This window comes from Caulobacter endophyticus, assembly GCF_029543245.1.
Classification (GTDB): Bacteria; Pseudomonadota; Alphaproteobacteria; order Caulobacterales; family Caulobacteraceae; genus Caulobacter; species Caulobacter endophyticus_A.
Map to the genome: position 1 here is coordinate 15769 of NZ_JARQWV010000016.1, position 25372 is coordinate 41140.

At 69.1% G+C, this 25372-nt stretch carries 19 protein-coding genes; 10 read left to right on the forward strand and 9 right to left on the reverse strand.

Features of this window, described 5'->3' with window-relative positions; genetic code table 11:
* Nucleotide 1 precedes the first annotated feature (1 nt).
* Nucleotides 2–382 carry a DUF423 domain-containing protein gene (locus tag P7A99_RS15820; RefSeq protein ID WP_277794746.1) on the forward strand — a complete coding sequence of 127 codons (381 nt, stop codon included), beginning with the start codon at nt 2–4 and terminating at the stop codon, nt 380–382.
* A 78-nt stretch (nt 383–460) separates the two neighbouring features.
* A complete protein-coding gene (locus P7A99_RS15825; RefSeq protein ID WP_277794747.1) occupies nt 461–1624 on the forward strand; it encodes a hypothetical protein in 1164 nt (387 codons plus the stop codon).
* Between the two features lie 193 nt (nt 1625–1817).
* Here P7A99_RS15825 and P7A99_RS15830 read toward each other — a convergent pair whose 3' ends face one another.
* Nucleotides 1818–3038, reverse strand: a complete 1221-nt coding sequence (locus P7A99_RS15830) for a multidrug effflux MFS transporter (protein ID WP_277794748.1) — start codon at nt 3036–3038, stop codon at nt 1818–1820.
* Nucleotides 3039–3143: 105 nt separating this feature from the next.
* Between P7A99_RS15830 and P7A99_RS15835 the strand changes: the two genes are divergently transcribed.
* From P7A99_RS15835 to P7A99_RS15845, 3 genes are all read left to right on the forward strand, one after another.
* Nucleotides 3144–4124 (forward strand): alpha/beta fold hydrolase, encoded by a 981-nt coding sequence (locus P7A99_RS15835; RefSeq protein ID WP_277794749.1) that lies wholly within the window; start codon nt 3144–3146, stop codon nt 4122–4124.
* A gap of 194 nt (nt 4125–4318) precedes the next feature.
* Nucleotides 4319–6529 carry a S9 family peptidase gene (locus tag P7A99_RS15840; RefSeq protein WP_277794750.1) on the forward strand — a complete coding sequence of 737 codons (2211 nt, stop codon included), beginning with the start codon at nt 4319–4321 and terminating at the stop codon, nt 6527–6529.
* Nucleotides 6530–6596: 67 nt separating this feature from the next.
* Nucleotides 6597–8228 carry an amidase gene (locus tag P7A99_RS15845; RefSeq protein WP_347276695.1) on the forward strand — a complete coding sequence of 544 codons (1632 nt, stop codon included), beginning with the start codon at nt 6597–6599 and terminating at the stop codon, nt 8226–8228.
* A 385-nt stretch (nt 8229–8613) separates the two neighbouring features.
* On the opposite strand, the gene P7A99_RS15850 is transcribed toward P7A99_RS15845, so the two are convergent.
* The 4 genes from P7A99_RS15850 to P7A99_RS15865 are packed head-to-tail and all read right to left on the reverse strand — an operon-like array spanning nt 8614 to nt 12231.
* Nucleotides 8614–8763, reverse strand: coding sequence for a hypothetical protein (locus tag P7A99_RS15850; RefSeq protein WP_277794751.1), 150 nt, complete (start codon nt 8761–8763; stop codon nt 8614–8616).
* On the reverse strand, nt 8757–9248 hold the full coding sequence (locus P7A99_RS15855; RefSeq protein WP_277794752.1) for a hypothetical protein: 492 nt from the start codon (nt 9246–9248) through the stop codon (nt 8757–8759). Before P7A99_RS15855 ends, P7A99_RS15850 begins: the two co-directional genes overlap by 7 nt.
* The gene (locus P7A99_RS15860; protein ID WP_277794753.1) at nt 9245–10654 is read right to left on the reverse strand and encodes a hypothetical protein; all 1410 of its coding nucleotides are present in this window, start codon (nt 10652–10654) and stop codon (nt 9245–9247) included. The genes P7A99_RS15855 and P7A99_RS15860 overlap by 4 nt, the downstream gene beginning before the upstream one ends.
* Nucleotides 10651–12231 (reverse strand): tetratricopeptide repeat protein, encoded by a 1581-nt coding sequence (locus P7A99_RS15865; RefSeq protein ID WP_277794754.1) that lies wholly within the window; start codon nt 12229–12231, stop codon nt 10651–10653. Before P7A99_RS15865 ends, P7A99_RS15860 begins: the two co-directional genes overlap by 4 nt.
* Nucleotides 12232–12614: 383 nt before the next feature.
* On the opposite strand from P7A99_RS15865, the gene P7A99_RS15870 reads away from it, so the two are divergent.
* Entirely contained in the window at nt 12615–14021 is a 1407-nt protein-coding gene (locus P7A99_RS15870; protein ID WP_277794755.1) for a serine hydrolase domain-containing protein, read from the forward strand.
* A gap of 38 nt (nt 14022–14059) precedes the next feature.
* On the opposite strand, the gene P7A99_RS15875 is transcribed toward P7A99_RS15870, so the two are convergent.
* Both P7A99_RS15875 and P7A99_RS15880 read right to left on the reverse strand, forming a co-directional pair.
* Nucleotides 14060–15280, reverse strand: a complete 1221-nt coding sequence (locus P7A99_RS15875) for an acyl-CoA dehydrogenase family protein (RefSeq protein WP_277794756.1) — start codon at nt 15278–15280, stop codon at nt 14060–14062.
* Between the two features lie 151 nt (nt 15281–15431).
* Complete coding sequence (locus P7A99_RS15880; protein ID WP_277794757.1) at nt 15432–16547, reverse strand: acyl-CoA dehydrogenase family protein; 1116 nt, start codon at nt 16545–16547, stop codon at nt 15432–15434.
* A gap of 142 nt (nt 16548–16689) precedes the next feature.
* On the opposite strand from P7A99_RS15880, the gene P7A99_RS15885 reads away from it, so the two are divergent.
* Together P7A99_RS15885 and P7A99_RS15890 are read left to right on the forward strand one after the other, a co-directional pair.
* The gene (locus tag P7A99_RS15885; RefSeq protein ID WP_277794758.1) at nt 16690–17244 is read left to right on the forward strand and encodes a hypothetical protein; all 555 of its coding nucleotides are present in this window, start codon (nt 16690–16692) and stop codon (nt 17242–17244) included.
* Nucleotides 17245–17332: 88 nt separating this feature from the next.
* Nucleotides 17333–18022 carry a hypothetical protein gene (locus P7A99_RS15890; protein ID WP_277794759.1) on the forward strand — a complete coding sequence of 230 codons (690 nt, stop codon included), beginning with the start codon at nt 17333–17335 and terminating at the stop codon, nt 18020–18022.
* 68 nt (nt 18023–18090) lie between these two features.
* Here P7A99_RS15890 and P7A99_RS15895 read toward each other — a convergent pair whose 3' ends face one another.
* Together P7A99_RS15895 and P7A99_RS15900 are read right to left on the reverse strand one after the other, a co-directional pair.
* A complete protein-coding gene (locus P7A99_RS15895; RefSeq protein ID WP_277794760.1) occupies nt 18091–18744 on the reverse strand; it encodes an OmpW/AlkL family protein in 654 nt (217 codons plus the stop codon).
* Nucleotides 18745–18825: 81 nt separating this feature from the next.
* Nucleotides 18826–19689, reverse strand: a complete 864-nt coding sequence (locus tag P7A99_RS15900) for a hypothetical protein (RefSeq protein ID WP_277794761.1) — start codon at nt 19687–19689, stop codon at nt 18826–18828.
* 101 nt (nt 19690–19790) lie between these two features.
* Between P7A99_RS15900 and pepN the strand changes: the two genes are divergently transcribed.
* Both pepN and P7A99_RS15910 read left to right on the forward strand, forming a co-directional pair.
* Complete coding sequence (gene pepN, locus P7A99_RS15905) at nt 19791–22382, forward strand: aminopeptidase N (protein WP_277794843.1); 2592 nt, start codon at nt 19791–19793, stop codon at nt 22380–22382.
* A 448-nt stretch (nt 22383–22830) separates the two neighbouring features.
* Entirely contained in the window at nt 22831–25299 is a 2469-nt protein-coding gene (locus tag P7A99_RS15910; RefSeq protein WP_431307680.1) for an ATP-binding protein, read from the forward strand.
* Nucleotides 25300–25372: the final 73 nt, after the last annotated feature.

The following is a 25372-nucleotide window of genomic DNA, read 5'->3' on the forward strand; positions in this document are numbered from 1 at the left end:
CATGAGCCTCTGGACCCCGAAGCTGTACCTGCGCCTGGCCGCCCTCAGCGGCTTCGTCTCGGTGGCCGTCGGGGCCTTCGCCGCGCATGGCGTGCACGAGGCCCGTCCGGCCGAACTCCTGAAGACCGGCGCCCTCTACGAGATGACCCACGCGCTGGCGGTGTTCGCCGCCTTCGCCGTGGCCCGGGCCACGGGACGCTCCAGCGGTCTGGCGGCCGGCCTGTTCCTGCTGGGAACGCTGGTGTTCTCGGGCACGCTCTACGCCATGGCCTTCGGCGGGCCGCGTATCCTGGGCGCGATCACCCCGATCGGCGGCGTCGCCTTCCTGGCCGGCTGGCTGGCCCTGGCCTGGAGCGCCGGCAAGGTCGCCGACCAGGCCTAGCCACGCTTGCAAAGGCGCGGATAGATCATTCTAAGTTGCATGAAGTGACATGAACTCCACCCAGGGAGGACAGGCTTCATGCGACCGATCCGGACTTTCCAGGCCAGCGCCGTCGCGCTGCTGGCCGCCAGCGCGCTGACCACCCAGGCCTGCTCGCAGGCCGGGCCCGACGTCCAGCCCCCCAACTTCCAGCCCTATGACCAGGGCCGCTTCATCCCCTTCACGCCCTGGGCCGCCGGACAGGCGCCGTTCGACGCCCCGCCGACGGTTTCGCTGCGCCTGGACGGGCCGCTGGGCGCCTATGCGCCGCCGCCGGTGGTGATGGACACCGGCTCGACCGGGGTGGTGATCTCGGCCGCTGACCTGCCCGGCTGGTCGCCCGACAAGGCCAAGGCCTATCCGCGCGGCTGGGAGTTCCTGAGCAGCAGCAAGCGGCTGTGGGTCGGCCACTGGGTCCCGACCAGCGTCGCCTTCGTCGATGCCGGCGGCGCCGAACTGGCGCGGGCCCAGGTTCCGATCCTGGTGGTCGACATCGAGCACAAGTGCCCCGGCTACGACGTGAAGACCTCGCCGGGAACCTGCGCCGCGCCCAAGGCCACGATCAACATGCCCAAGGGCATCGCCTATATGGGCGTCGGCTTCGGGCGGGAGGGCAACGGCCAGACGCAGGGGACGCCGCAGAAGAACCCGCTGCTGAACCTTTCCGCCATCGACGGCCGGCCGATCGCATCGGCCAGCTATCGGCGGGGCTATGTCGTCACCCGCGACGGCGTGCATGTGGGCCTGACACCGGCCAACACCGGCGGCTTCCGGTTCGTGAAACTGGGCAAGCCCGGCCCCAACGGCGCCATGGACTGGCCGCAGGCACCGATGCAGGTGGCCGCCGGCGGCCTGCCGGCCCAGCCAGGCGCGCTGCTGATCGATACCGGCATCCCGACCATGTACCTGGGCGTGGCCGATCCGGCCGCGCTGCAGACCCAGACCCAGACCAACAACAACGACAAGGCCAAGTCGACGGTGCTGGCGGCGGGCCAGACGGTGAGCATCACCGTGCCGACCCAGCCGGCCACGACCCTGGCCTTCACGACCGGCCAGGGAGATGCGATCGCCCCCACCCAGGTGCTGGTCAATTCACCGATGCCGACGGCCTTCGTGAACACCGGCCGGCACGCGCTGCGCCGCTTCGACGTCTTGTTCGACGCCGAGGGCGGCTGGTTCGGGTTGCGGCCGACGGCGCCTTAGAGCCCCTCAGCCGTCATCCCGGCCGGAGGTTCGCGTAGCGGACCTTAGAGCCGGGACCCAGGAGCGGCCGGCAATGCTTCAGCCGTCGCCGGGTGGAGGATCCATATGCAGAGCCCAGTCCCCTGGGTCCCGGCTCTTCGCTTCGCTGCGGCCGGGATGACGACGGATTTTGAGCTTTGTCCTCTAACGGTTCTTAGGCCGAAGCCGCCGCCTTCTTCGGAACCGCCAGCAGGAAGATCGCCAGGCCCGAGCCGACGAGGCAGGCGAACATCACCGCCGCCACCGGGCGCGGGGTGCCGTCGTGCAGCAGGCCGGCGGCCCAGGCGGCCACGGCGCCCGCCCCGAACGAGACCCCGCCCATCAGGGCCGAGATCGAGCCGGCCCGGCGCGGGTCGACGCTGAGGGCGCCGGCCATGGTGTTGCCCGACATCAGGCCATAGGTCGACAGGGCCAGGAACAGCAGCGGCAGAACGGTCCATTCGCCGCCCAGCCCGGTCCAGGCGAAGAAGGTTAGGACCATCGCCAAGACGGTCGAGATCAGGCTGGCGCGGGTCAGCACCTCGTCGGGCTTGAACCGTCGCAGCAGCAGGCGGTTGACCTGGCTGGCGCCGATGATGCCCACCGCGTTCGCCGCGAAGACGATGTTGAAGACCAGCGGCGAGTGGCCGTAGGTCCCCATCACGAGGTCGGGCGAGGTCGAGATGTAGGTGAACAGCACCGAGCCGTTCAGCGCCCCGGCGATGCCGTAGCCCAGCAGGCGCTTCTTGCGCAGCAACAGGCCGAAGGCGCGTAGCGGGTTCTCGGCCCGGGCCTGGGCGGCGGTCTCCTCGGAGCGCGATTCCTTGAGGCCGAGCAGCACCCACAGGCCGATGGCCAGGCCGAACAAGGCCATCACCCCGAACACCGCCCGCCAGCCGGCCAGGGCGAAGATCAGCCCGCCCAGTTGCGGCGCCAGCACGGGCGCCAGGCCCATGATCAGGGTCATCAGCGACAGCACCCGGGCCGTCTCGGCATGGTCGAAGCGGTCGCGCACCACCGCGCGGGCCACCACCGCCCCGGCGCAGCCGCCCAGGGCCTGCACGAAGCGGGCGCCCAGCAGCACCTCGATGTTGGGCGCGATCGCGCAGGTCACCGAGGCGACGGTGTAGATGACGACGCCCAGCAGGATCGGCGCGCGGCGGCCCAGGCGATCCGACGCCGGGCCATAGAGGAACTGGCCGATGGCCATGCCGGCGAAGAAGGTCGCCAGGGTCAGCTGCACCTCTTCGGGACCCGCCTTCAGCGTCTGGCCGATGGCCGGGAAGCTGGAAAGGTACATGTCGATCGACATCGGCGCGAAGGCCGTCAGCGCCCCCAAAAGCAGGACGAGCCGCCAGGGCGTGGCGGAGGGAGAAGCTGTAGCGGCGGAAGTCATGGGCGCCTTCTACTCCCGTACGCTCCGACGGGAACCCTTTATCGCTTGCCCGGTCGATCACGGCCCCGCAATCTGACCACTGATAACATAACAAGGGAGACGCCGATGGCCGCCGCGCAGACCTGGCCGCAGCCGCAGTTCGCCGACATCAACGGCTTGCGGATGGCCTATTACGAGGCCGGACCGCGCCAGGGCGTTCCCATCGTCTTCTCCCACGGCTTTCCCGAGCTGGCCTATTCGTGGCGACATCAGGTCGCAGCCCTCGCCCAGGCCGGCTACTGGGTGATCGCCCCCGACCAGCGCGGCTATGGCCTGACCGACAAGCCCGCCGCCGTCACCGACTACGACATGGAGCACCTGACCGGCGACCTCGTCGGCCTGCTCGACCACCTGGGCGTGGAGAAGGCGATCTTCTGCGGCCACGACTGGGGCGGCATCGTCGTCTGGGCCATGCCGCTGTTGCATCCGACGCGCGTGGCCGGGATCATCGGGCTGAACACCCCGTTCGTGCCGCGCCTGCCGATCGATCCCATCGAGATGTTCAAGGCCGCCTATGGCCCGGACATGTACATCGTGCACTTCCAGACGCCCGGCGCGGCCGACGCCCTGTTCGCCCAGGACGTGGACAAGACCCTGCGCTTCTTCATGCGCCTGCCCGGCGACAGCGTGGTCGGCTTCTCGTCGCGCCCGGCCGAGCGGCGCTCGCTGGCCCTGCAACTGGCGCTGGAGAACTACGATCCCAAGACCGACGACAAGCAGTTCCTCAGCGACGAGGAGCGGGGCGTCTATGTGGAGGCGTTCGAGAAGGGCGGCTTCACCGGCCCGATCAACTGGTACCGCAACTTCACCCGCAACTGGGAAAGGTCCGAGCCCCTGCCCCGCCGCATCGACGGCATCCCCTGCCTGATGATCATGGCCGAACACGACGTGGTGCTGCCGCCCTCCCTCGCCGACCGCATGGGCGACCAGATCGACGACCTGGAGAAGGTGCTGATCGAGGGCAGCGGCCACTGGACCCAGCAGGAGAAGCCGGAGGCCGTGAACGCGGCGATCATCGACTGGCTGGGGAGGCGATTTGCCCAGTAGGAACCTCAGTCACTTCGCGACAACTCCCCCAAGGGGGGAGGTGGTCCGAAGGGCCGGAGGGGGAAGTTTCCTGCCGTCGCCGAGAAAGCCGCCCGCTCGGAAGTCACGTCCCCCTCCGTCGGCTTTGCCGACACCTCCCCCTTCGGGGGGAGGATCTAGTGACAACGGCCACGCTGCGCTCTAGCGTCCGCGCCATGATCCGTCCCTCGCTCATGGCCCTTTCGGCCTGTCTCGCCCTGGCCTCTCCCGTGATGGCCGAAAAACTCACCCCCGAGCGCCTGTTCTCCGATCCGGACATCAACGGTCCGACCGCCAAGGGCGTGGCCCTGTCGCCGGACGGCAAGCGGGTGACCTATCTGAAGGCCAAGCCCGAGGCGGCCAACGTGCAGGACCTGTGGGCGGTGGACGTGAAGGGCGGCGAGCCCTACCGGCTGATCGACGCCAACGCCCTGTCGTCGGGCGACAAGGCGCTGTCGGAAGCCGAGCTGGCCCGTCGCGAGCGCGCCCGGGTGCTGGCCCGCGGCGTCGTCGAATACAGCTGGGACAGCGAGGGCCGCTTCGTGCTCGTGCCGCTGGACGGCGACCTCTATGTGGACAGCGTCGCCGACGGCAAGGTCACCCGCCTGACGCAGACCCCGGGCGACGAGGTCGACGCCAAGGTCTCGCCCAAGGGCAGGTTCGTCTCCTATGTGCGCGACCAGAACCTCTATGTGCGTCCGCTGACCGGCGGCGAGGAGACGGCCGTGACCGCTGAGGGCAAGGGCGCCCTGTCGTTCGGCGTGGCCGAGTTCATCGCCCAGGAGGAGATGGACCGCGACACCGGCTACTGGTGGTCGCCCGACGAGCGCCTGATCGCCTACACCCGCGTCGACGAGAGCGGCGTCGACATCGTGCCGCGCGCCGACATCGGCCCGGCGGGCGCGACCGTGATCGACCAGCGCTATCCCCGCGCCGGCCGGCCGAACGCCATCGTCGACCTGTTCGTCAAGGACCTGGCCTCGGGCAAGGTGGTGCAGATCGACCTGGGCGCCGACAAGGACATCTATCTGGCCCGCGTGGCCTGGGCCAAGGACGGCAAGACCCTCTATGTCCAGCGCCAGAGCCGCGACCAGAAGACCCTCGACCTGATCGCCTTCAGCCCGGCCAGCGGCCAGGGCAAGACGATCCTGACCGAGACGGACCCGCACTGGGTGGAACTGCACGACGACTTCCGTCCGTTGGCGGACGGCTCGTTCCTGTGGTCGTCGGAGAAGTCGGGCAACAAGCACCTCTATCACTACGCCGCCGACGGCAAGCTGCTGGCGCAAGTGACCAAGGGCGACTGGCCGGTCGACAAGGTCGAGGCCGTCGACGAGAAGCGCGGCCTGGTGTTCTTCGGCGCCTCGATCGACACGCCGATCGAGCGCCGGCTCTATTCGGTTTCGTACGCCAAGCCCGCCGCGCCCAAGGCCATGACCCCGGCGGGCGGCTGGTGGACCGCCAAGGTCGCCGCCACCGGCGCCTTCGTCGGCTCTTACTCGGACCCGAAGACCCCGCCGCAGACGGCGCTCTACGACACCGCCGGCAAGCGCGTGCGCTGGATCGAGGAAAACAAGCTCGACGCCGCCCACCCCTACGCGCCCTATGCCGCCGACCACCTGGTTCCGGAGTTCGGCACGCTGAAGGCCGCCGACGGCCAGGTGCTGCACTACTCGCTGCTGAAGCCGGCGAACTTCGACGCGGCCAAGAAGTATCCGGTGATCGTCTCGGTCTATGGCGGCCCGCACGCCCAGCGCGTGACCAAGAGCTGGGGTGTCAACGACGAGGCTTTCGCCAATGCCGGCTACGTGGTGTTCAAGCTCGACAACCGCGGCTCGTCCAACCGCTCGACGGCGTTCAAGACGGCGCTGGACCGTCGCATGGGCACGGTCGAGGTCGAGGACCAGTTCGCCGGCGCGGCCTTCCTGAAGACCCTGCCCTACGTCGACGCCGAGCGCCTGGGCGTGATGGGCTGGTCGTACGGCGGGTTCATGACCCTGATGATGCTGAGCGCCGAGGGCACGCCCTTCAAGGCCGGCGTCTCGGGCGCGCCGCCGACCGAGTGGGGCCTCTACGACACCCACTACACCGAGCAGTTCATGGGCAAGCCGGACGAGAACAAGGCCGGCTACGCGGCCTCGGATTTCCTGGGCCGCATCGACAAGCTCAAGCCCGGCAGCCTGATGCTGATCCACGGCATGGCCGACGACAACGTGATCTTCGAGAACAGCACCCGCGTGCTGGCGGCCTTGCAGAAGAAGGGGATCGCCTTTGAGACCATGCTGTATCCGGGCGAGCGCCACAGCGTCATCCGCAGCCGTTCCAAGGGTCTGCACGTGATGAAGACGCATCTCGACTTCTTCGATCGCAAGCTCAAGGGCGAGTGATCGGCAAGCGGCCCCGACTTCACGGTCGGGGCCGTTTTCGTATCCGGCAGGGGGATTGATCGTGGAGATGAAGCGTCTGTTGCTGGCCGGCGGGGCGATGCTGCTGCTGGCCGGGCCGGCCCTGGCCGCGCAGGAACGACCGAAGGCGGAGACGCCGGCCGAGTTCCTCGCCTCGCTTTCGAAGGACGCCGAGGACGAGATCGGGCACGTCGCCTTCGTCGGCCCGCAGATGAGCCTCGCCGACGAGCAGGCGCGGCAGACCTCCGGCGAGCAGACCGCCGAGGACGCCGTGCAGGGCCGCCTGATGGTGCAGCACCTCTTCGGCGCCAGGACCAACGCCGTGCTGGCCTTCAATCCCGACGCCCTGAAGATCGCCCGGGCGCTCGACGCCGAGCGCAAGGCGGGCAAGGTGCGCGGTCCCCTTCACGGCCTGCCGGTCCTGATCAAGGACAACATCGAGACCCTCGACCCGATGGCCACCACCGCCGGCTCGCTGGCGCTGAAGGACAATGTCACCGGCCGCGACGCGCCGCTGGTCGCCCGGCTGCGGGCGGCGGGCATGGTGGTGCTGGGCAAGGCCAACCTGTCGGAATGGGCCAATATCCGCTCGTCGCGCTCGACCAGCGGCTGGAGCGCCGTCGGCGGCCTGACCCGCAATCCCTACGCCCTGGACCGCAGCGCCTGCGGCTCATCCAGCGGCTCGGGCGCGGCGGTGGCGGCGGGCCTGGCGACGGCCGCGATCGGCACCGAGACCGACGGTTCGATCACCTGCCCGGCGGCCATGAACGGCCTGGTGGGCCTGAAACCCACCGTGGGCCTCGTCTCGCGCACCCACGTCGTGCCGATCAGTCAAAGCCAGGACACCGCCGGCCCCATGACCACCACGGTGCGCGACGCGGCCCTGCTGCTGACCGCTATGGCCGGTTCCGACCCCGCCGATCCGGCGACGCTGGAGGCCGACGCCCGCAAGGTCGACTACGCCGCGGGCCTGTCGAAGACGTCGCTGAAGGGCGTCACCCTGGCGGTGGCGCGGTTCTACACCGGAGATTCCCCCAAGACCGACGCGGTGTTCGAGCGGGCGCTGAAGGACCTGGCCGCCCAGGGCGCGACCCTGGTGGAGGTCAAGGCCTTCGACGAGGGCCCGGTCGGCAAGGCCGAGGGGCTGGTGCTGTCCACCGAGTTCAAGGCCGACATCGCCGCCTACCTGGCCTCGACCGATCCGAAGAAGGTCAAGCCGCGCACCCTGGCAGACCTGATCGCCTTCAACGCCGCCACGCCGGAGGAGCTGCGCTGGTTCGGCCAGGAGACCTTCGAGAAGGCGCAAGCGACCAAAGGCCTCGATGACCCCGAATACCTGAAGGCCAAGGCCGACGCCAAGCGCCTGGCGGGGCCGGAAGGGATCGACCGGATCCTCAAGGAAACCGGCGCGGTCGCCATCGTCGCCCCGACCACCGGTCCGGCCTGGACCATCGACCCCGTCAACGGCGACCACTACGGCGCCTCGGCCACCACCCTGCCCGCCGTGGCCGGCTATCCGCACCTGACCGTGCCCATGGGCCTGGTCGAGGGCCTCCCGGTGGGGCTGTCGTTCATCGGCCCGGCCTGGAGCGAAGCCCGCCTGCTGAGCCTGGGCTACGCCTACGAACAGGCGACGATGCGGAGGAAGCCGCCGGAGATGAAGGCGAGCGTGGGGCCTTAGAGCGAACCCTCTCTCTTTGAGAGAGGGAGGGGCCCATGGCGCAGCCATGGGAGGGTGAGAGGTGACAAACTCACCGGATGGGGCGCGGCAGTGTCCCAGCCTCCTGAAACTCAAAAGCGCTCACGTCGTCATCCCGGAAAGCGCGTAGCGCTTATCCGGGAGCCAGGGGGACTGGGCTCAGTCGACGGCGCGGCAACTTGACGGCCGCAAGCCCGGTGCGGCGGCCCTTGGGTCCCGGCTCTACGCGCTGCGCGCTTCGGCCGGGATGACGACACGGGGGAGCGGAAAAGGCCGCGACCATCCGGCCAATGGTGAAACCTCTCACCCTCCCACCGCTTCGCGGCGGGCCCCTCCTCTCTCTCAGAGAGAGGGTTCTTAGCGCCGATCACACCTTCGGGCGGATCGCTTCGATCGGCGGTGGGGGCGGCGTGACTTCCGACGGGTGCGGCGGCGGGGGCGGACGGTGGCCGTGCGGGGTCGTGCAGGCGGCCAGGACGGCGGCGGTCAGGCCCAGCAAAGCGAGGCGGCTCAGCATCCGCGGGCGCCGGGGAAGATGCCCAGGCTGCCGCGGAAGCAGCGATGCTCGCCGCGCGGATCCCAGTATTCGGTCGTGCCGTCCGAGCGCTTGATGGCCCAGCGCTCGCCGGTCTGGCCGTCGCGGCCGACCACGGCGATGTCGCCCGGCCCGCGCGAGGTGACCGCATAGCCGTCGCCGGTCAGGGCGTCGGAGGCGCAGGTCTCCGTTACACCGGGCCTGGACAGGTCGCCACGCATGCCGGCCGACGAGCCGGTGCGCTGGTTGAAGGCCGAGACCTCGGTCCCGCCCTGGCCGCTGACGAACACCTGGGTTCCGGTGGCGCGATCGTAGGTCATGACGTCGGGCGCCTGGCCGGTCAGGGGCGCGCCGCACGGAACGCGACCGGGCGGACCGGGACGCTTGGCGGGGCCGCCCGGCTGGGCCTGGGCCGCGCCGGCGACGAGGGCCACGGCGAGAACGCTGGACGCAAGCAGGCGGATCATCGCGGGCTCCCTTGAGGACCGACAGGCGGGCCGACCGGACCACCGGCGGCGGCCGAGGCGTCGTATGGATCGGCGGGACCGCCGGCCAGGGCGCTCGACGGCGGCCCCGACAGAACGGCCACCGCGCCGGCCGGCCAGTAGCTGTCATAGTCGGCGCGGGCCCGGTCGCGGGGCGTGCGGAACAGTTCCGGCGCCTCGAACCACGGACGGCAGGTCAGGGCGCCGTCGAAATAGCCGGTGACCAGGGCCTCGCAGCCGCCGGGGCGGGCGAAGACGCGGTTGTCGCGGGCGCGGATCTGGGCCCCGCTGTCGGCGAACAGGCCCGCGCGCATCACCCCGGCGATGGCGTTATCGGAGGCGTAGACCACGCCCGAGGCGGCGTAGATGCCGACGTCGGCGGCTTCCAGTTGACCGTCCAGCACCCGCAGGTCGGCGCCCTCCAGCACCACCGCCCAGTCGCTGTCGCGGACCACGGGCCGTTGCAGGGTGGTCTCGCCGCCGCTGACATAGATGCCGCGCGAGAAGCCGTCGGTCGCCAGGCCGTCGATCTGCACCAGCTGGTCGCGGTTGACGCCGGTCAGCACGAAGCCGGCCGAGTTGCGGGTGCGCGAGGAGCCGCTCCAGTCGCCGAGCCGGACGACGCGGATGTCGCGCAGGCGGCTGTCGCGGCCGGCCTCGACAGCCATGCCGATGGCGGTGGCGGCCACGTCGATGTCCTGGGCTTGCAAACTGCCCGACAGCTTGACCACTGGGGCCCGCGTGCGTCCGACGAAGGCCGCCTGGATCATCTCCACCCGGCTGTCGGCGACGTCGATGGCCGAGGCCTCGCCGTCGTAGCGCACGACCACGCCCTTCAGGGCCAGCTCGGTGGCGCGGCCGACGATGCACGAGGCGGTTCCGCCGCGCGAGGCTTCCAGGCCCAGGTTCTGCAACACCACGAAGGCGACGCCCGGCGCGATGCGGATGCAGGGCTGGTCGGCCGGCGCCACCAGGATCGGCCGGGTGCGCGAGGGGCTGTAGTCGCGGGCGGTGATCAACACCGAGCGGGTGACGCTGAGCGACTCCACGCAGGCGCCGCCGTTGCGCGAGACCAAGGTCAGGGTGTCGCCTTCATAGAGCCGGGCCAGCACGTCGTTCACCTCGCCCGGATAGGCGATGTCGCAGTCGACGACGGTGCGGTACGGCCCGTAGCCGCCGCCGGGATAGTAGGGCCGGCGCGGCGGCTTGCGCTTTATGGGGCGCCGCACGCCGCAGCCCTTGGACAGGTTGGGCTCGAGCAAAAGGCCGAAACACGGGCGGATCTGCTGGTCGACCTTGGCGTCGGGCGAGGCCAGGGCGACCTGCGGCGCGGCGCCCACGAGGCCCAGGACGACGAGAGCCGCCGCGAAGGAGGCGAGGCGCTTCATCGATAGTCCCTTTCAGCGTCAGGACGAGCGGCGTTGACCGGCACGGCGTCGACGGGGCCGGCGCTGGCCGGCGCCACGTAAGCCCGCGCCGCATAGGGCTGAGGCCGCTCGCCCGGGCCGCGCGGCGGGCGCGAGACCTGGGCCAGCAGCTGTTGCAGCCGCCAGGCCGACGGCTTGAAGCCGGCCAGGGCCGCGTCCAGCTGGTAGACCACCGCCTTGGCGCGGTCCTGGTCGGCCACGCCCTGCAGGCCCAGCGAGAAGAAGGTCGACATGGCGTACTTGGCCTCGGGCGAGCCCTGGCGCTCGGCCTCCTCGTACCAGTGGTAGGCGCGGGCGTAGTCGCGCGGCACGCCGACGCCTTCGGAGTACATCACCGCCAGCACCAGCTGGGCCTTGGACGAGCCGTTGACGGCCGCGTACTGCACCGCCCTCACCTTCTCGATCGGCGACAGGCGGCCGGTGGTCGGGCGGCCGATCGAGGCCTGAAAGGTCTGGGCGTCGTTGAGGGAAAGCAGCCGCTCGTCGAGCAGCGGCGCGGGGATGATCCGCAGATAGGACAGCGCCTCGCCGATGTGCACGAACGGCAGCTCGTGCAGGCGGGCCAGCGCCGCCTCCTTGGCCTCGCCGGCCGGATCGCTCTCGTCCGAGTGGGGCACGCCGGAATCCGGCGAGTCCGGCGGATAGAACTCGTATGGCGGGATCCAGCGCTTGGCCTTGGTCTCGACGAAGGTTCCGTACGAGGCCCGCTGTGGCGAGGAGCGCTCGAAGTCCTTGAGCATGACATAGGCCGACACGTCGCCGGTCTGCACCGCCAGGTAGTTGTAGAGATAGGCGTCGATGTCGTTGCGGCGGAAGAGATCCAGCGCCGCCGGCGCGCCCACGTGGCGGCGGTCGCCATAGGCCTCGACGGCCTGGAGGTTGTCGGACGGCTCGCCATAGGGTCCGAAATAGCCGTCGTGCATCCGCGCCAGGGTGCGATAGCCGTCGGCGCCTTGCGTCGACAGGATGTAGATCACCCGGTTCCTGACCTGCTCCCGCTCCTCTGTCGACATCCGCGACAGCTGGCGGTCGAGAGCGCCATAAGCGGCGTGGCGCTCATAGGCGCGGCAGTCGTCGAAGCGCGAGACGGCCTTGCCCGGCTTGCCGCGCGGCTCGTAGGCGGCGATCGGCGCGTAGCCGGACGGATTGGCCAGGGCCATGGCGTACCAGGCGGCCGCCTCGACCGGATCGTCGAGGTTCTTGTCGCTGCTGCGCTGGCCCTCGTAGCGGCGCGCCAGCTCCAGCTGGGCGAAGAAGTCGCCCCGGAAGCCGCCCTGGCGCAGGTTGCGGATCTCGATCTGCTGCTGGTTGAACTGGCCCGAGCCGCCTTGCGCCACCTGCGGGCGCGGGCAGGCCGTGGCCCGCTTGGCGAACAGCTGCGGGGCGGAGAAGTCGCAGCCGAACAGCGGCAGCACGGCCAGCGCCGCCACCACGCCCAGCGGCGTGCGACGCGCGATCCTATGGCGATTGTCGAGGAGATGGACGCCCGCGCGCCTCAGCCTGCGGAGGAGCGCAACAGCATCGCCGGCCTCGTGCATCGCTCCCCCTCCAGCACGCCGTTAACCATGATCGGAAACCCGTTCATGAGCCGCCGGAAGCGAGACTGTCAAGCTCGTCGACCGACGTTCATCAACTCTTGTTTGACGTGCCTGAAATGGGACGGGTTTTGGGGAGGTGCGGGCGAGGAAGTATGTGTATTTTCACGGTTTTCCCAACCCAGCATTCAGTCGCCGCATCGTAGTTCAGCCCGCTGAAGCCGTATCGATTCTATTCACCCTCCATGCCGGAAATCACCCTTCGTCGAAGCCGACGAGCATTGGCGCACCAAGGAAAAAACCCTCATAGATTGCATGTTGACTTGTCGTTTTACACTTGTGACACTCGCAAACTACATATGTGATACCGGGATGAGGGGGAAGCGATGAAGATCGTTCTCGGGCTGTGCTTAGCAATGATCACGGCCTCCGCCATGGCCTCACCGCTTACTCCGGACCAGAAGATCCGCATTCGGGCCATCGTCACGGAGGCGCGCTCCAAATCCCCTGCTCCATCGACCTCGGTGGCAGTCGTCGTCGATGGCCAGTTGGCCTATGCTGAAGCGTTTGGCCTAGCCAACCTCGCTCTTATGCAACCGGCGACGCCGGAGACCCGCTACGACATCGGCTCGGTCAGCAAGCAGTTCACGGCAGCGGCGGTGCTGCTGATGGTCCAGGACGGCAAGCTGTCCCTCGATGACAAGATTGGACGCTTCTTCCCGAATGTTTCCGGCGCGGAGAAGGTTACTGTCCGGCACCTGCTGTCTCACGAAGCGGGCTATCGTGACTCATGGCAGGATACGGCTGAGGAACGCCGCCGCCCCATTGCGCCACAGGCCATCGTCGACCGCTGGGGGGCAATGCCACTAGCCTTCGAGCCGGGCTCAAGTTGGGACTACAGCAACACCAACTACGCGATCGCCGGACGCATCGTCGAAACTGTATCGGGCCGCCCGCTCGCCCAAGTATTGACCGAGCGGATCTTCATACCGCTCGGCATGACCAGCGCCATCGACAACGAGACCTCGCCACCGACCAGACAAGACGCCAACCGCTATGGCCGTAACCTACTGGGGCCCGCACGGCTGACCGAGCCGGCTGCCCGAGGCTGGGCCTATGGTGCTGGAGGCCTTTCCATGAGCGCAACCGACCTTGCGCGCTGGGACGCCAGCGTCCTCAGCCGCACTCTCCTGTCACCTACCTCCTATGACGCAATGATGCGGGAGACGATGCTCACAACCGGCAAAGGCTCAGGATATGGCCTGGGGCTCTATGTAGATGGTGTGGTTGGCCATCGTCGCGTTCATCACAATGGTTTCGCACCTGGCGTCATCACCGAAAGCCGGATTTACCCAGATGACGGCGTCGCCATCGTCGTGACCAGTAACGCCGAGTTCGGCATGGTCGTGCCGGAGATTGTCGACGGTATCGAGAGGCTGCTGCTGCCTGCCGCCTTCCCCCGCCCAGGCGCCTATGACGAAGGCAAGAAAATCGCCAAACCGCCCTCACCGCTGATCCGGCGCTCTTTATCCCAACTACGCGCAGGCGACGTCGATCGACGTCGCCTCACGCCCGAAGCTAGCGCTTATCTCACGCCCGAGGTCCTGGCCGACTATCGGGAGAGTCTCGCGCGCCTCGGCCCCCCAAGGACCTTCGTCGTCACACGTGAGGAGCGCGTGGGCGAAGTAAATAGCGCCATGTTCGAGCTGAGCTGGCCGAGCCAGAGGGTGATAGGCGGTCTTCAGGTTCGCGACGACGGCAAGATTTCAGATCTCTGGCTAATGGCGTTCTAGCGTCGCCACCTCGCCCCCTACACCCCTGCCTCTCCCCCTCACCTTCCCGTCGGCATATCCTTGAACGCCACGTCCTTGTCGACCCGCACGTCGCCCGGCAGGCCCAGGACCCGTTCGGCGATGATGTTCTTGAGGATCTCGTCGGTGCCGCCGGCGATGCGCAGGCCAGGCGCCCACATCAGGCTTTGCTGGAAGGCCGCACCGGCGGCGGCTTCGGGGCCAATGAGGACGCCGTACTCGCCCTGCATCTCGACGGCCGTGTTGGCAAGGTCCTGAAGTTGGTTGGCCGAGATGATCTTGCCGATCGAGCTTTCCGGGCCCGGGGTCTGGCCGCGCGACAAGGCGGTCATGGTGCGGAAGCGGGTGAACTTCAGCCCTTGCGAGGCCACGAACCAGTCGGCCAGCTTCTCGCGGAAGGCGTCGTTGGAAAGGGCCGGACCGTCCTCGCCCGGCAGGGCGCGGGCCAGTTCCATCACCTCGCGGTAGTTGGGCCCGGCCGAGCCGCCGACGGCCAGGCGCTCGTTCATCAGGGTGACCAGAGCCACCTGCCAGCCCTGCCCGACCTCGCCCAGGCGCTGGCTGTCCTTGACCCGCAGGTCGCTGAAATAGACCTCGTTGAACTCGCGCCCGCCCGACATCTGGTGGATGGGGCGGCATTCGACGGCCGGATCGCGCATGTCGATCCAGAACATGGTCAGGCCCTTGTGCTTGGGCACGTCGGGATCCGTCCGGGTCAGCAGGATGCCGAAGTCGCTGTAGTGGGCGCCGGTGGTCCAGACCTTCTGGCCGTTGATCACCCACTCGTCGCCGTCCTTGACCGCGCGGGTGCGCAGGGCCGCCACGTCGGAGCCGCCGGCCGGTTCGGAGAACAGCTGGCACCAGATCTCCTCGCCCTTCACGGCGGGGGATACGAAGCGCTTCTTGGTGTCGGTGTCGGAGAAGGCCATGACCGTGGGCACGCACATGCCCAGGCCGATGGTGAAGTAGCCGTAGGCGACGCCGGCCTTGCCCTCTTCCTGGCCGAAAATCACTGACTCTATAGGCGTGCCGCCGCCACCGCCCACGGCGGCGGGCCAGGTGATGCAGGCGTAGCCGGCGGCCGCCTTGCGGGCCTGCCATGCCTTGGCGGCGGCCATGTGCTCGGGGGTGTTGGCCTTGGGCTCGCCATGCTCGGCGCGGTGGGCGGCGGCGGCCTCGACCAGCCAGGCGCGGGCCTTCTCGCGGTAGGCGGCTTCTGTGGGGGAGTCGTTGAAGTCCATCTTGGATCTCCTTCCTTCTCCCCTTGCGGGAGAAGGTGTCGGCGAAAGCCGACGGATGAGGGGTTGAAAGGCCGATCCGGAAAGGTCTGAGAGACCCCTCACCCGACCCTTCGGGCCACCCTCTCCCGCAAGGGGAGAGGGATCGCGGGGCTCAAGCCGCGTTCTTCTTTTCGAGCTCGCTGACCAGCCGCTCCTTCCAGAGCCTCGGCGAACCGGCGACCAGGGAGAGCTGCCGCGAGCGGCGGTAGTAGAGGTGGCAGTCCACCTCCCAGGTGAAGCCCATGCCACCGTGCACCTGGACGCTTTCCTTGCTGGCGAACCAGAAGGCTTCGGAAGCGGCGATGCGGGCGGCGGCGGCGGCCGTGGGCAGTTCGGGCGCGTCGTCATTGAGGGCCCAGGCGCCGTAATAGGCGTTGGAGCGGGCGACCTCGTTCTTGACGTACATGTCGGCCAGCTTGTGCTTGATGGCCTGGTAGCCGCCGATCACCCGGCCAAAGGCGTAGCGGCCAAGCGCGTATTCCTTGGCCATCTCCAGGCAGCGGTCGGCGCCGCCCAGCTGTTCGAAGGCCAGCAGCACGGCGGCGCGGTCGAGGATGGCCTGCACGAGGTCGAAGCCCTCGCCCGCCCCGCCCAGCCGCTCGGCGGCCGCGCCGTCGAAGGTGAGGCGCGCGACGCTGCGGGTGGGGTCCAGGCTTTCGAGCGTCTCGCGCTTCACGCCAGCGCCGGTCAGATCGACTAGGAAGAGGCCAGGCTTGCCGCCCTCATTGGCCAGCACGATGGCGACGTGGGCGATGTCGCCGTCGGTGACGGGGATCTTCACGCCGGAAAGCTTGCCGCCCTCCACCCGGGCCGACAGGGCCGAGGGGGTGAGCACGCCGGGGCCCTCGCTGACGGCCAGGGCGCCGATCAGCGCGCCGGCGGCGACGCGAGGCAGGATGGCGGCCTGCTGGGCGGCCGTGCCGTGGGCCATGACGGCCTCGGCCAGGATGTAGACGGTGGAGGCGAAGGGGATCGGGGCGACGGCGCGGCCCAGCTCCTCGGCGATGGCGCACAGCTCGACACGGCCAAGGCCCAGGCCGCCGTGCTCCTCGGGGATGGCCGCGCCCAGCCAGCCCTGCTCGGCCACGGCGGCCCACAGGGGCGCGTCATAGCTCTTGGCCGGATCGTCGAGCACGCCGCGCACCACCGCGGGCGGACAGCGGCCGCCGAGGAACTTGCGGGCCTCGTCCTTGAGGAACTTCTGGTCGTCGGAATAGTCGAAATCCACGGCCGTTTTCTCCCTTGGCCGCTCTTGTCGACGGCCGTTGGAAACGACGATGAACCACGTTTACGTGCGTGGAAAGATTGACCCGGCGTCAAGAATTTCAGGTTCTTATGGCCGCCGATTATTTGGAGCCGTTCGAGATCCCATGGCCAAGACCGTCTTCCAGCGGAACCAGAAGGTTTGGGTCGAGAGCGTCGGCGCCTGGGCGACGATCGAGAGGATCGTGCCCATCTGGGCCAAGGGCTTCGACGAGCCGGTGCGGGTGACCTACGACGTGGGCCTGGGCCGCGAGTTCCTGGCCCATGAGCTGAAGCCCGAGGACAAGATGGATCCGCAGGAAGGCGGCGTCCTGTCCAACTGGCGGGTCCTGCGGGCGCGCAACAAGTGGCAGCAGGAAAGCGACTGCCTGCACCACCCCTTCCCCGGCACCTATCCGGTGGTGGTCACCGATCCCAACGACTGGGGCGGCTGGCGCACGCCGGGGGCCGAATACGACCGCGACCCGCGCAAGATCGAGTTCCAGGCCAGGCTGATCGCCGCCGCCCCGCGCCTGCACGCCCTGTCGCGCGAGATCATGACCCTGGTCGGCGACCATCCCGAGGACGCGCCCCCCGCCTTGCTGGCCCTGGCCCAGAAGGCCGCGGCCATCGAGCGCGAGTTGCACGAGACCCCGGCGGCGAGCGGGTCGGTGGAGGGCTGAGCCGCCCCAACCCTTCCGTTGATCCGGGATGGAAATGCGACCTTAGCGAGATAAAGTGGCCGGATCACGCGACCCGCCAGAGGCCTGCATGCTGGAAAAAATCATAGCGCTTCGACACCAGTGGCTGGCCGATGCGCGAGAGATCATCCAGACCCCGAAGGTCAGGGATAACCTCGAGCTTTTCCTGCAGAACGCCGGGGACATCTTCCGGTACAATGTGGAACTGGGGCTGATCGCCTGGCGCGGAGGCGAAAACCCAAAACCGTACTTCGTCGAGGCCGTCGACGACCTCAGCGACTTCTGCCAGGCGCTGGTCGACAGGGGCGACAGCATCGCGCGCCTGCCGCTGGGCGCTGCTTGCCTCGTCGCGTCGCTGATCGGGCGAGGCTTCGCCTTCGCCCTCGATGGCGAGCCCGGGGAGGCCGAGGATCTCCATCTTGATCGTCTACTGGCCGCCGAGATCCGCGGCGAGGCCGCAAACGGCGCCCAGGAGGGGATCGCCAGGCTCGGCGCCGTGAAGCGGCAGGCGTTGGCGGCGCGCTCCTACAAGGGCTACTTCGAGATCCTGAAAGCCGGACCGAACGCCGCCGGGCTCGCCGCCCTGGTGTCTTCGGCGGACGGGGCCTATGCCGCCCGCGCCAAGGACAGCTTCTTTTCCGGCGGGAACGCCATCGATGGCGGCGGCCGCTACAACGATCTGGTCGTGGACTATCGGTTGGGGGCGATACTCAAGCACCTGGGCCACGAAAGCCCGAGCATGCACGCCTGGAAATGGTGATCGCCCACCGCCCCTGGGACTTCCCGCCACAAGGTCGGGAATGACGGGAGTTCCGGGATCTCCAGCGGCTAGAACCGCCGGCCGACGCCCACCGACACCACCATCGGGTCGAGGTTGACCTTCGACTTCAGGGCGCCGCCATTGATCTTGGCGTCGGTCTCGAACCACACCTTCTTGACGTCGAGATTGACGACGTAGGGGCCCTTCACGGCGATGTCGGCGCCCGCCTGCAGCGCGTAGCCGAAGCCGTCGTCGAGATCGACGGTGAAGCCGTTCCTGTCCTTGCCGCTGTAGAACAGCATGTAGTTCAGCCCTGCGCCGACATACGGGTTGAAGCGGGCCTTGGGCGCGAAGTGGTACTGGGCCGAGACCACCGGCGGCAGCACCCAGGTCTTGTGCACGACGACGTCGGTCCCCGGCCCCACGGCCTTGACGGTGTGCTGGGTCGTGCCGGCGATCACCTCGATGGCGAGCTTGTCGGTGAGGAAGTAAGAGACGCCCAGCGTCGGCATCACGTCGTCCTTGACGTCGGCCTTGAGGCCGCTGACCGCGCCGGCCGCGGTGACGATCGGATCGCCCGCGTCGGGCGAGACGCTGGTGGCGCGCAGGTTGACCTGCCAGGTCCCCTTGCCGGCGGGCGTGAAGGCTTCCTGGGCCTGTGCGCCCGTGGCGACGGCGGCCAGCGTCAGACCGGCGATGAGGGCGAGGCGGCGGGCGGTCATGTCTTATCCCCTTGGAACGCGACGCATCGAGGCGTCGCCAGGGGTGATGCGCCCGCCCGCGCACCCGAACATTGATCAGGCTCAAGCCCTCGAGAAGCAGCCCTCTTTCCAGGCCCGCCAGGTCAGGAAGGCGACAGCGAGGACGCAGCCCGCCAGCAGCATGATCGAAGCTTCCGGACCCTCCGTCCCTTTCAGCCAGGCTATCAGCACGCCTCGCCCCGGTTCATAGATCGACGCCTCTGTGGAATCATCCAGCGCATAGCTGCCGATGACGGCGCCCGACAACGCGCCCCATCCCATCGACAGGCCAAGTCCCAGCCACAGCGTCCGACGACGCAGCCAAAGAAGGCCGAGCACGGCTCCGCCCAGCGCCGCGTTCACGCGCTGGATCGGCGGAAGCACCCACTCGGGCGCCACCAGCCAGGCGGCCGTCAGGGCCGCGAGCACGACGCCCGCGACCGGCAGGAGCGCCAGGGAGCCCAGCCGCGCGATAGCCCCCTGCGCCACCAGCCCTAGCAGCAGGCCACCGAACGCGCCCTGGGTCAGACCGTTCGTCAGCGCCCAACGCCAATCGGCGGACGCCAGGGGGCGCCAGACAATGGCGCCGCTCAGCGTCAGCAAGCCCATCAACAGACCAAAGGCGAGTATGGCCAGCGCCAGCCCTTGCCCCAATTCGCGACCTGCGCCTTTTAGCGTCAACTCGGACGGCCAGCGCCCTTCGGCCAGCCGAACCAGCAAGGCGTAGGTCACGAACACGGCCACGGTCGCAACCAGGGAGGCCAGGGGCCAAAAGCCCAGAATGAAAACACCGAAGGTCCCGCGAACCGTAATCACGGCCGCACCCGCGAGGCAGGTCGCCAGCGCCAGGAGCATCGCCCAGCCCAGGATGACGATCCGACGGCCCAGCGTCGTCCGGCGAGGATTGTCGGCAAGGGCATCGGACACGACTGTAACCTCCGGCTGAGCTTCGTAACTTAACCGATAAATCGACAAGTCGCGCAACCGCCGGCCTCGCCGTCGCGCGGGCGGGCGACTACATTGCCGTGATGCGCACCGAAACGCCCCAGCCGATCCGGCTCTCCGACTATCGCCCGTTCCCGTTCGAGATCGAGACGACGCATCTGTCTTTCCAGCTGGAGCCGTCCGCCACGCGGGTGACGGCGACCCTGAAGGTGCGCCGCACGGGCGACGCCGGCGAGGCCCTGGCGCTGAACGGCGAGCGGCTGGCGCTGAAGTCGATCGCCATCGACGGCCAGGCTCTGAGCCCCAACCAGTACGTGCTGGACGACGAGCGGCTGGTGATCGCCGAGGTCCCCGACGCCTTCGAGCTGGTCACGCAGGTCGAGATCGATCCGTCGGCAAACAAGGCCTTGATGGGCCTCTACATGTCGGGCGGCCGGTTCTGCACCCAGTGCGAGGCCGAGGGCTTCCGCACCATCACCTTCTTCCCCGACCGGCCGGACGTGCTGTCGCGCTACACCGTGCGGATCGAGGCTGACCAGGCGTTCGAGCACCTGCTGAGCAACGGCAACCTGATGGAGGCCGGGCAGCTCGGCAACGGCCGCCACTACGCCGTCTGGAACGACCCCTTCCCCAAGCCCGCCTACCTGTTCGCCCTGGTGGCCGGACGACTGGACGTGCTGGAGGACAGCTTCGTCACCATGAGCGGCCGCACCGTGGCTCTGAAGGTGTTCGTCGATCCGGGCCAGGCCTCGCGCGCGGCCTATGCGCTGGACGCCCTGAAGCGTTCGATGAAGTGGGACGAGGAGGCCTTCGGCCGCGAGTACGATCTGGACCTCTTCATGATCGTGGCCGTGCGCGACTTCAACTTCGGGGCCATGGAGAACAAGGGGCTGAACATCTTCAACAGCTCGCTCCTGCTGGCCGAGCCGGAGACGGCGACCGACTTCGACTACGAGCGCATCGAGAGCGTCGTGGCCCACGAGTACTTCCACAACTGGACTGGCAACCGCATCACCTGCCGCGACTGGTTCCAGCTGTGCCTGAAGGAGGGCCTGACGGTCTTCCGCGACCAGTCGTTCAGCGCCGACATGCGCGGCGCGGCCGTGCAGCGGATCAAGGACGTCAAGGCCCTGCGCGCCCGGCAGTTCGCCGAGGACGCCGGCCCGCTGGCCCACGCCGTGCGGCCGTCGAGCTATCTGAAGATCGACAACTTCTACACCGCGACCATCTACGAGAAGGGCGCGGAAATCATCCGCATGCTGAAGACCATCCTGGGCGCGGACGCGTTCCGGGCCGGCCTTGATCTCTATTTTACGCGCCACGACGGCGAGGCCACTACGGTCGAGGCCTTCATCGCCTGCTTCGCCGAGGCCTCGGGGCGTGACCTGACCAGTTTCTTCGCCTGGTACGAACAGGCCGGCACGCCTTCGGTGTCGCTGACCCACGCCTATGACGCAGCCGCCAAGGTCCTGTCGATCACCCTGACCCAGAAGACCGCCCCCACCAGCGGCCAGCCGGTGAAGAAGGCCCTGCCGATCCCGGTCACCATCGGCCTGCTGGCCCAGGACGGCCGCGCCATCCGCGACAGCGAGGTGGTGGTGCTGGAGGGCGAGAGCCTGACGGTCCGCTGGGAGGGCGTTGCGGAAGCGCCGGTGATCTCGGCCCTGCGCGGCTTCTCGGCCCCGGTGACCCTGACCACGGACGCGCGCCCCGCCGACGCCTATGTGCTGTTCGCCGCCGATCCGGACCTCTTCAACCGCTGGGAAGCCGGTCAGGGCCTGGCTCGGGGACTTATCCTGGGTCGCGCCGCCGGAACGCCCGACGAGGTCGGCGAGGAGCGCTACGCGCAGGCCCTGGGCCGGGCGCTGGACGATCCGGACGCCGATCCGGCCTTCAAGGCCTTGCTGCTGGCCCTGCCCAGCGAAGGCGACCTGGCCCTGGCCGTCGATCCGGCGGACCCGGTGGCGATCCACGAGGCGCGCGGGCTCTTGCGCGCCCGCATCGCCGTACACCTGGGCGAGCAACTGGCGCGCATCCACGGCGCCATGCAGGGCGACGGCGAGTTTTCGCCGGACGCCGCCTCGGCCGGCCGCCGGGCGTTGCGCAACGCCTGCGTCGACCTGCTGGCCGCCGATCCGCACGCCGACAACGTGCAGCGTATCGTCGGCCACTTCGAAGCCGCCTCGGCCCTGACCGACGCCATGGGCGGCCTCTCGGCCCTGCTGGCCGTCGGCGGCGAGCCTTGCGAGACGGCGCTGGCCGCCTTCCACGCCAAGTGGCGGCACGAGCCGCTGGTGCTGGACAAGTGGTTTTCGGTCCAGGCCCGCGATCCGTCGCCGAACGCGCTCGGGCGGGTGCTGGCCCTGACCGCGCACCCCGACTTCGACGCCGGCAACCCCAATCGTTTCCGGGCCCTGGTGCAGGGCTTCGCCAGCGCCAACCCGGCCCGCTTCCACGACCCCAGCGGCGCGGGCTACCGCTTCCTGGCCGACCAGATCCTGGCCGTCGACGGCTTCAACCCGATGACGGCGGCGCGCCTGGTCGAGCCCCTGGGCGGCTGGCGGCGCTATGTCCCGGCCCTGGGCGAGCTGATGCGCCGCGAACTGGAGCGGGTGAAGGCCGCGCCGGGCCTGTCGAAGAACGTGCTGGAACTGGCGACGCGGGCGCTGGAGTAGGTGTGCACGCCCTCTCCCCTTGCGGGAGAGGGTGGCCCCGCGCATGCGGGGTCGGGTGAGGGGTCGAAAGGCATCTCCACCGCCACAGCCGACCGACTTGGCGCGGAAGCTGGACGTTCTGAGAGACCCCTCATCCGACGGCCTTCGCCGCCACCTTCTCCCGCAAGGGGAGAAGGACGCGCTCCTGGCGAGAGCCTGGGGTGATTCCTCCGCGCAACGGTTGCGACCAAAGCGCTCATCCCCCGCTTATTCGCCTCTCCCCCGGGTGACGGCGCACGAACGGGTACGGTAGATTCACCATAGTCGGCGAACTGACTCGCCGTCTGAATCGGGCCTGCCCATGTCGGGTCGGCCCTGGGGTGCTGCGGAGCAATCGGCGTTGCGAATTGGCGGGGCGAAACCCGGAAGGCCGGCGAAGGCCGGACTTTCGGCTGCGGGCGCGGCCCGCATGCGCGCCGCCGGGTCGTCGCAGGCCTATGTCCGCATCGTCATTCTGGCCGCGCTTCTGCTGCTGGCCGTCTACACCGCTCTGGGGGCCCACAAGCTGCAGAAGGAGGCGTCCTCGCCTCCCGGCGGCGCGGCCCTGGCCGCCGAAGCCCAGATCCTGGCAGGCAAGGTCGAGACCAATCTGGCGGCCCAGCGCGCGGGCCTATCGGCCGCCGCCGACCTTCTGGAACGCGATCCGACCTCCGGCATGGACGCGGCCGAGACCGCCCTGCGCGCCGCCGGCGGCGAAGCCATGGCCGTGGCCGTGACCACCAACACCGAGGTTCTGGCCGTCGCGGGCCGCGATCCTTCCACCGACTGGCGCATGGCCGCCAAGGCCGCCGCCGCTTCGGGCCGCAGCGTCTGGGTGGGCGGCGTCGGCCGCAGCGGCCGCCTCTATGTCGCCATGGCCGCCCAGACCAGCGCCGGCCGCGGCTACGTGGTCGCCGCCGGCGATCCCTCGCGCCTGCTGGGCGAGCCGGGCAAGGAGCGCTCGGTGGCCCTGTTCCTGGCCGATGGCGGCCTGCTGGTCGGGGCCGGCCGCGCGGTGCAGGGCGCCGCCAGCCTGAGCCAGGCCTACACTCTTTCCGTCGAGGACCTGCAGGGCGGCGCGGCCGCCCTCACCGGCCGGGGCGTCGACGGCTCCAGCCTCGACGTCGCTTTCGAGCCCCTGGCGCAAGGCGCCCTGATCTCGGCCGTCAGCACGCCCAGCCACACCGTCGCCAATGTGGATCGCCGGCTGATGGAGGGGGCGCTGGCCCTGCTGATCCCGCTGGCCGCCGGCATCGCCCTGGCCCTGATCCTGATGCTGCAAAGCCGCCGCGCCGAGGCCGCCCAGCGCGAGTTCATCGACAGCGAGCAGCGCTTCCGCCTGGCCGTCGAGGCCGCCCGCTGCGGGATCTGGGAATGGGACCTGCGTTCGGACGAGGTCTACATGTCCGACGTCACCGGCGCGATGTTCGGCTGGGGCGGCGGCGGCGTCGCGCCCGGCCAGGACCTGGTCGAGCGGATCTCGGCCGACCACCGCGACCGGGTGCGCCAGGCCCTGGCCAACGCCGCCCAGTTCGGCGCTTTCGACGTGTCGTTCCGCATTCCCGCCCGCGAGCACGGCGGCCGCTCGATCTGGGTGGACGCCCGCGGCCAGGGCTTCGGCAAGCCCGGCGAGGACGGCTATTCGCGGATCATCGGCGTGGCCCTGGACGTCACCGAGGAACGTCTGGCCCAGGCCCGCGCCCAGGCCGCCGAGAACCGTCTGCGCGACGCCATCGAAAGCGTGTCGGAGGCCTTCGTGCTCTGGGATCGCCAGGGCCGCCTGCTGATGTGCAACAGGAACTACCGCAGCGTCTTCTCGCTGGAGCCCAAGATCCTCAAGCCCGGCGCGGCCCGCGCCGAGGTCAATCGCTTCGCGGCCCTGGCCATCCGCCAGGAGATCCCCGACCCGACCGGCGCCAAGGGCGTGCGCGAGGCCGAGCTGAACGACGGCCGCTGGATCCAGATCAGCGAGCGCCGCACGGCCGAGGGCGGCCTGGTCATGACCGCGGCCGACATCACCGCCATCAAGACCCAGGAAGAAGCCCGCCGCCGCAACGAGGAGCAGCTTCAGAACGCCGTCACCGGCCTGGAGCGCAGCCAGGAACAGCTGGCCGAGCTGGCCCGCAAGTACGAGATGGAGAAGGTCAAGGCCGAGGGCGCCAACAAGGCCAAGAGCGAGTTCCTGGCCAACATGTCCCACGAGCTGCGCACGCCGCTGAACGCCATCAACGGCTTCTCCGAGATCATGATGAACGAGATGTTCGGCCCGCTGGGCGACCAGCGCTACAAGGGCTACAGCCTCGACATCCACAACAGCGGCCAGCACCTGCTGGCCCTGATCAACGACATCCTCGACATGTCGAAGATCGAGGCCGGCAAGATGGCGCTGAAGTTCGAGCCGCTGCACCTGGAAGACGTCACCGAGGACGCCGTGCGCCTGGTGCGTAACCGCGCCGAGGCGGCGGGCCTGAAGCTGGAGGTCGACTTCCCGCCCCTGCCCGAGATCGAGGCCGACTATCGCGCGGTCAAGCAGGTGCTGTTGAACCTCCTGAGCAACGCCATCAAGTTCACCCCCCGCCAGGGCCGCGTCACCGTGCGCGCCGAGATTCGCCGCGACCCGCTGGGCGAGCGCGTGAAGGTCTCGGTCACCGACACCGGCATCGGCATCGCCGCCGAGGACCTGGCCCGCCTCGCCCGCCCGTTCGAGCAGGTGGAAAGCCAGCACTCCAAGACCACGCAGGGCACCGGCCTTGGCCTGGCGCTGACCAAGTCGCTGGTCGAGATGCACGACGGCGCCCTGGAGATGGTCTCGACCCCCGGCGACGGCACCACGGTCAGCTTCACCCTGCCGATCAGCCAGAGCAGCCCGATGCAGGTGCGCGACTACGCGGTGGCGTAAGAGCGCGCGTATAGCCCAAACGGATCATGAAGTTTCGGGAAAGCCCGACCATACATGCAGGTGACGAAGTCGC